This is a genomic window from Anabaena sp. FACHB-83, from assembly GCF_014697485.1.
In the GTDB taxonomy this organism is placed as follows: domain Bacteria; phylum Cyanobacteriota; class Cyanobacteriia; order Cyanobacteriales; family Nostocaceae; genus Nostoc_B.
Map to the genome: position 1 here is coordinate 87838 of NZ_JACJRY010000025.1, position 6743 is coordinate 94580.

At 41.8% G+C, this 6743-nt stretch carries 6 protein-coding genes; 4 read left to right on the plus strand and 2 right to left on the minus strand.

Translation table 11 applies throughout. From position 1 onward, the window contains the following. Window positions 1-111 precede the first annotated feature (111 nt). Complete coding sequence (locus tag H6G79_RS24510; protein WP_190592515.1) at window positions 112-1152, minus strand: iron ABC transporter permease; 1041 nt, start codon at window positions 1150-1152, stop codon at window positions 112-114. Then, on the minus strand, window positions 1149-2180 hold the full coding sequence (locus H6G79_RS24515) for an iron ABC transporter permease (protein WP_190592514.1): 1032 nt from the start codon (window positions 2178-2180) through the stop codon (window positions 1149-1151). Before H6G79_RS24515 ends, H6G79_RS24510 begins: the two co-directional genes overlap by 4 nt. A gap of 335 nt (window positions 2181-2515) precedes the next feature. Here H6G79_RS24515 and H6G79_RS24520 point away from each other — a divergent pair, with 335 nt between their 5' ends. The 4 genes from H6G79_RS24520 to H6G79_RS24535 are packed head-to-tail and all read left to right on the plus strand — an operon-like array spanning window position 2516 to window position 6646. Beyond that, a complete protein-coding gene (locus H6G79_RS24520) occupies window positions 2516-3745 on the plus strand; it encodes a sedoheptulose 7-phosphate cyclase (protein WP_190592513.1) in 1230 nt (409 codons plus the stop codon). Between the two features lie 4 nt (window positions 3746-3749). Next, window positions 3750-4583: an O-methyltransferase gene (locus H6G79_RS24525; protein WP_190592512.1), complete on the plus strand. Its 834-nt coding sequence runs from the start codon at window positions 3750-3752 to the stop codon at window positions 4581-4583. Between the two features lie 56 nt (window positions 4584-4639). Further along, window positions 4640-6031, plus strand: a complete 1392-nt coding sequence (locus tag H6G79_RS24530) for an ATP-grasp domain-containing protein (protein WP_190592511.1) — start codon at window positions 4640-4642, stop codon at window positions 6029-6031. 42 nt (window positions 6032-6073) lie between these two features. After that, the gene (locus tag H6G79_RS24535) at window positions 6074-6646 is read left to right on the plus strand and encodes a beta-1,6-N-acetylglucosaminyltransferase (RefSeq protein WP_190592510.1); all 573 of its coding nucleotides are present in this window, start codon (window positions 6074-6076) and stop codon (window positions 6644-6646) included. The last annotated feature ends 97 nt before the right edge of the window (window positions 6647-6743 follow it).

The following is a 6743-nucleotide window of genomic DNA, read 5'->3' on the forward strand; positions in this document are numbered from 1 at the left end:
AAAATGCGGCAGAAATAAAGATGCCATCTCAAGTTAGTGAAAAGCTTGTGATATAAGTTAAATTTTTACTTTTTACTTTTTACTTTTGCCTTTTTGTACTAGTTCACAAAGCTATTTCTTCCGATTACGAATTAACAAATAGAGGAAATAAGGCGCACCGACGGCAGCCGTTACAATGCCACAAGGAATTTCAATGGGTGCAAAAATTGTTCTTCCTAGAAAGTCTGCTATTACAACTAACATTCCTCCCAATAATGTCGAGATAGGAATCAAGCCTTGATGATTTGTACCTACTAACTGTCTGGCGATATGGGGTGCAATTAATCCTACAAAACCAATCATTCCTGCTGTGGCGACTGCTGCACCGGCTAAGGCGACACCGACTAGTACCAGTAAACCCCGTTGCCATTCCACGCGAGTTCCTAAACCTTTGGCGACATCATCCCCCAAATTTAAGGCGTTCAACTGTCTAGCTAATATCAATGCCATCGGCACAAAAACGATTAACCAAGGTAAAAAGGAAAAGACTTGTTCCCATGTGCGTCCGTAAACACTACCCGCTAACCACACCAAGGCATCACTGACACTATAAATATTGCCAAAGGTAATCATCAAACTGGTGAATGCGCTGGCGATCGCAGACAATCCCACGCCCATTAAAATAAACAAAACGGGGGAACTACCATTGTTCCAAGCTAAGGAGTAAATTAACCCAGCCATCAATAAAGCACCGCCAAAGGCTGATAAAGGCAGAGCGTAAATTGGTGCTGCAGGTAAGAGTACAATTACGGCAACTGCCGCTAAACTTGCGCCTGCATTAATCCCAATAATGCTGGGATCAGCTAATGGGTTGCGTGTGATGCCTTGAAAGATAGTCCCAGCCACCGCCAGCGCCATTCCCACCATTACAGCTACTAGGGTACGGGGTAGACGGAGATTATCAATCACAAAAGCATGATCTGGGTTGCCTGTATCTATACCTAATACAGTTTTGACGATATCTAAGGGAGAAATCGGATATTCACCCTGTCCTAAATTCATCACCATCGCCACCACAAGCCCCACTGCCAAACATAACAGCATTGGTGGCACACGGCGGTCAATCCGCAAAGATATCGTTTCAGAACGAAATACAAGCCAATCCAATTTCATTTTCTTACCTTCGATTTAGCCAAGTAGACAAAAAAGGGTGCGCCAACCAAGGCTGTCATAACTCCTACGGGTATTTCTTGGGGTTTGAGTAAGACACGCGCCGCGATATCTGCAATTAACAGTAAAGTTGCCCCCAAGACTGCGGAATAAGGCAAAATCCAACGGTAATCAGCTTTGATAAAAAACCGCACAATATGGGGAACAATTAAGCCAATAAAGCCAACTGGCCCAGCTAAAGATACAGAACTTCCCGCCAGTAAAACTACGCTGATGGCAGTTGTAATTTTCACCCAACCCGTTTGTTGACCCAAGCCTTTAGCCACATCTTCACCTAGACTCATGGTGGTAATTTGTCTACCTAGGGCAAAAGCTAGGACTAAGCCAATCACGACAAAAGGTAATGCTGAGAATAATATATTGATATCGCGGCCAGCTAATGAACCAGCTAACCAAAATCGAATTTCTTCTAAGGTTCTTTGGCTAACTATAAGCATTGCCGTCATCACTGAGGAAATCAGGGCGGTAATTGCTGCGCCTGCAATGGTGAGATTCAGTGGGGTGGCTCCGCCTTTACCCAAGGAACCAATCAGGTAGACTAACACTGCTGTCACACCTGCACCTAAAAAAGCCACGATAGTTAAAACATTTAGGGAAGAGCTACCAAAAACAAAGGTTGTGGCGACTACAGCTAATGCGGCTCCTGACTCAATACCTAAAATTCCGGGATCTGCCAAGGGGTTGCGTGTCAAACCTTGCATTAATGCACCCGCAACTGCCAAGGCTGATCCTACCAGCAAGGCGATGAGCGATCGCGGTAATCTCACTGTCTGAATGACCAGATGTTCATAAGACCCATCAAAAATGATAAAGGATGCCAAAATCTTATTTGTCGGTATTTCTGCTGCACCTAAAGTGACACTAAACACCAAGCAAGTCAGCAGAATCAGTATACCTAAAATCAGCCCCAGGAATGGCGAAATTTTGGGTTTATGCCAGTTTATTGGTGATGCTGTGGTTGCTTTTGTCATGCTCTTGGATTACTGGAAAATCTCGTCATTTAGGTAAACTATTTGTGTTTTATTTGACATTGGCAATTAAAACATCTTAATTGAGAATATTTAGTAAATATCGAGCCGCATATTCTTAGATGCGCGGCTTTATAGCTCAATGTGAGCAATGAGTTTCCAAAACTTACTTTATACTTATTGGTAATTTTTTTCAACTCTTGGGGTTGGGGGAGCGATCGCAAACAGATAAATTTTTTTCTTTAAATTTCTTAACTGTCTTAACTGTCCTTGCCTTGATTCTGGGGATCACGCGACAATACAGGGCTGATCTCTAAAAAAGCTGACAGCGAAAATACATGAATACAGTTCAAGCATCGTTTGAAGCAACAGAAACTGCGTTTCACGTCCAAGGCTACGAGAAGATCGATTTTAGTCTTGTCTATGTGAACGGTACATTTGATATTCAAAACAGAGAAATTGCCGATAGCTATGCAAAGTTTGGTCGCTGTTTGGCTGTAGTTGATGCCAATGTTTATGAACTTTATGGCGAACAGATTAAGTCATATTTCCAGCATTATGAAATCGCACTGACAGTATTTCCGATCATCATCACTGAGCCAGGGAAAAACCTGGAGAGTTTTGAAAAAATTATTGATGCTTTTGCCGACTTTGGCTTAGTGCGTAAGGAACCAGTTTTAGTTATTGGTGGTGGTTTGATTACTGATGTCGCTGGGTTTGCCTGTGCTGCCTATCGTCGCAAGAGTAACTATATTCGCATTCCGACTACATTAATTGGCTTAATCGATGCAGGTGTAGCAATTAAGGTAGCGGTGAACCATCGCAAATTGAAAAATCGCCTGGGTGCTTATCATGCACCTTTGAAGGTAATTCTGGATTTTTCATTTTTGCAAACCTTACCCACGGCTCAAGTCCGCAACGGAATAGCGGAGTTAGTCAAAATTGCTGTAGTTGCTAACTCACAAGTCTTTGAACTGCTATACGAATATGGCGAAGAACTGTTGAAGACTCATTTTGGCTATGTGAATGGCACAGCAGAAATCAAAGAGATTGCCCATAAAGTTAACTACGAAGCCATCAAAACCATGTTGGAGTTAGAAACTCCCAACCTGCATGAAATCGACCTTGATCGCGTCATTGCCTACGGTCATACTTGGAGTCCTACCCTAGAATTAGCGCCGCAAGTACCTTTATATCACGGTCACGCGGTCAATATCGATATGGCTTTATCTGCGACTATTGCCGCCCGCCGGGGTTATATTTCTTTACAAGAGCGCGATCGCATTTTAGGTTTGATGAGTCGTATCGGTCTATCTCTAGATCACCCTCTGCTAGATGAAGATTTACTTTGGTATGCTACTAAATCTATTAGCCTCACTAGAGATGGTAAACAACGCGCCGCCATGCCGCGTCCCATTGGTGAGTGTTTCTTTGTTAATGACTTGACTCGTGAAGAACTAGATTTAGCCTTAGCTGAACATAAACGTCTGTGTGCTGAATATCCTCGTGGTGGTGCTGGCATTGATGCCTACATTGAACCTCAAGAAGTGCAATTATTAGGGGTGTAAAAAGATGACCAGTGTTGTACAACTCCCAACCCCTAGACCAATCACGCCCCACAGCATCTTAGTAGCCCAGTTACAGCAAACCCTGAAATTAGCACAACAGCAAAATATTCCCGCCGAGATATTAGATGCGCTACGCCAGTCAGTGCAGTTAGCTGCTGGTTTAGATCCTTACTTGGATGAATGCACCACCCCAGAATCAAGCGCCTTAGCAGCATTAGCCAAAAAAACCAGCCAAGAAGACTGGAGTAAACGCTTTAGTGATGGGGAAACAGTACGTCAACTAGAACAGGAAATGCTCTCTGGACATCTGGAAGGGCAGACCTTGAAAATGTTAGTGCATCTTACCAAAGCCAAGCGCATTCTCGAAGTGGGAATGTTTACTGGCTACTCGGCCTTAGCGATGGCGGAAGCATTACCCAGTGACGGACAACTCATTGCTTGCGAAGTAGATGCTTATGTTGCCCAATTTGCTCAAACTTGCTTTGACGAATCCCCGGACGGCAAAAAAATCATTGTCGAAGTTGCACCAGCTTTAGAAACCCTCCGCAAACTAGCAGCCAGAAAAGAATCATTTGATTTAATCTTCATCGATGCCGATAAAAAGGAGTATGTTGATTACTTCCAGATGATTTTGGATCAGGATTTACTCGCTCCTGATGGTTTGATTTGTGTGGATAACACCTTGTTGCAAGGACAAGCTTACCTACCACCAGAACAACGCACTGCTAACGGTGAAGCGATCGCCTATTTTAACTCGGTTGTGGCTGCTGATGTGCGTGTTGAGCAAGTTTTGTTACCCATCCGCGATGGTGTCACCTTAATTAGAAAAGTGGCGTAAAGCAGTAGAGACGTTATATCACAACGTCTCTACCATCAACACAAAGGAAATTATTTATGTCACAATCAATATCTTTATCTGTGCCTGTATCAACGCCTTCCACGGGTGCGGGAGTAAAAATTTTAGCTCTATTCAAGACTTTTGGCACTTTGACATTATTACTCTTAGCCTTGCCGTTGAATGCTTTGATGGTGGTGATAGCTTTGCTATGGGGTCTGGTGCGCCGTTTGTTTACAAAAACTGTCGTCGCGGCTCACCCCCGAACTATCTTGGTAAGTGGAGCCAAGATGACCAAAGCTTTGCAACTGGCTCGCTCCTTCCATAAGGCTGGACACAGAGTAATTTTGATTGAAAGTCACAAATATTGGTTATCTGGACATAGATTTTCTCAAGCTGTGAGTCGTTTTTATACAGTTCCGGCTCCACAAAAAGACCCAGAAGCCTACATTCAGGCGCTAGTGGAAATCGTCAAACAAGAAAAAGTTGACGTTTATGTCCCTGTGTGCAGTCCTGTAGCTAGTTACTATGACTCTTTAGCCAAGCCAGAACTATCAAAATACTGCGAAGTGTTTCACTTTGATGCAGATATTACCAAGATGCTAGATGATAAATTTGCCTTTACTGATAAAGCGCGATCGCTTGGTTTATCTGTACCTAAATCTTTTAAAATTACTGACCCTCAACAAGTAATTAATTTTGATTTTAGCCAAGAAACCCGCAAATATATCCTTAAAAGTATTCCTTACGACTCCGTTCGCCGCCTGAATTTAACCAAACTTCCCTGCGACACCCCAGAAGAAACCGCCGCTTTTGTTAACAGTTTACCCATCAGCCCCGAAACACCTTGGATTATGCAAGAGTTTATCCCTGGTAAGGAGTTTTGTACCCATAGTACAGTCCGGGATGGGGAACTCAGATTACATTGCTGTTGTAACTCTTCGGCGTTTCAAATTAACTATGAAAACGTCGAAAATCCCCAAATTCGTTCATGGATACAACATTTTGTCAAGAGTTTGCGGCTGACGGGACAAGTTTCTTTTGACTTTATCCAAGCTGAAGACGGTACAGTTTACGCCATTGAATGCAATCCCCGGACTCATTCGGCAATTACCATGTTTTACAATCATCCTGGTGTAGCCGAGGCTTATTTTGAGCAAACTCCCCTACCTGCACCTCTAGAACCTTTGGCAAGTAGCAAGCCGACTTACTGGATATATCACGAAATTTGGCGGTTAACAGGTATCCGTTCTTGGCAGCAATTACAAACAGCAGTTAAGACCATAATCCAGGGTACTGATGCTATTTATAGCCTTGATGATCCTTTACCATTTTTGACTTTGCATCATTGGCAAATTCCGCTACTTTTAATCCAGAATTTGCAACAACTCAAAGGTTGGGTAAAAATTGATTTCAATATTGGTAAATTGGTGGAATTAGACGGCGATTAAGAATTTGAATTTATCTATAAAAGTAAAAATAGTGCCTGAAAAATGCCTAATATTTCTCATAATTCTATTGGGTTTATTTTACTAACTCATGCGAAACCACTACAAATTTATCGGTTGATCGATAAATTAAATAGTATGTTTAATTATCCGTTAATTTTTTGTCATCATGATTTTGACAAATGTGATTTATCTAGGGATAAATTGTCGAAGAATGTTTTATTTGTTCGCCCTCACTTACAGACTAAATGGGGAGAATTTTCTATTGTTGAAGCGACTGTGCAAGCTCTTAAACTAATGTACGAGGTAGCAGATGCGCCGGATTGGTTTATATTACTGAGTGGCGCAGACTATCCTCTTAAAAGTGCAAGGCAAATATTAGATGATTTAACCTCAAGTCCCTATGATGCTTATATTCAGTATGAGCGAATCACCTATAAGACTTATAAACAAGATTTAGAACAAAATATGTTATGGCTGAAAAATTCTTATAAACGATACTGTACAAAGTCATTATCATGTAATTATCTAAAAAATTTCAAAATATCCTTAGAACATCCACTATTAACAAAACCTTTATTGCCTTTTTCAAAAAAAACTGCGGCTCTCCCAGAGTAGCTATGCTAGAATAGCAGAAATAAATCCAGTATAATTTATATAGAATTAGCAGTAATTGGTGGCAAAAGTCCAAGCTGTAAAAGAGTTATACAAGTAA

Coding starts and splice junctions, on each gene's coding strand:
- H6G79_RS24520 (WP_190592513.1), top strand. CDS start 2,516: ATGAATACAGTTCAAGCATCGTTTGAAGCAACAGAAACTGCGTTTCAC.
- H6G79_RS24535 (WP_190592510.1), top strand. CDS start 6,074: ATGCCTAATATTTCTCATAATTCTATTGGGTTTATTTTACTAACTCAT.
- H6G79_RS24515 (WP_190592514.1), bottom strand. CDS start 2,180: ATGACAAAAGCAACCACAGCATCACCAATAAACTGGCATAAACCCAAA.
- H6G79_RS24530 (WP_190592511.1), top strand. CDS start 4,640: ATGTCACAATCAATATCTTTATCTGTGCCTGTATCAACGCCTTCCACG.
- H6G79_RS24525 (WP_190592512.1), top strand. CDS start 3,750: ATGACCAGTGTTGTACAACTCCCAACCCCTAGACCAATCACGCCCCAC.
- H6G79_RS24510 (WP_190592515.1), bottom strand. CDS start 1,152: ATGAAATTGGATTGGCTTGTATTTCGTTCTGAAACGATATCTTTGCGG.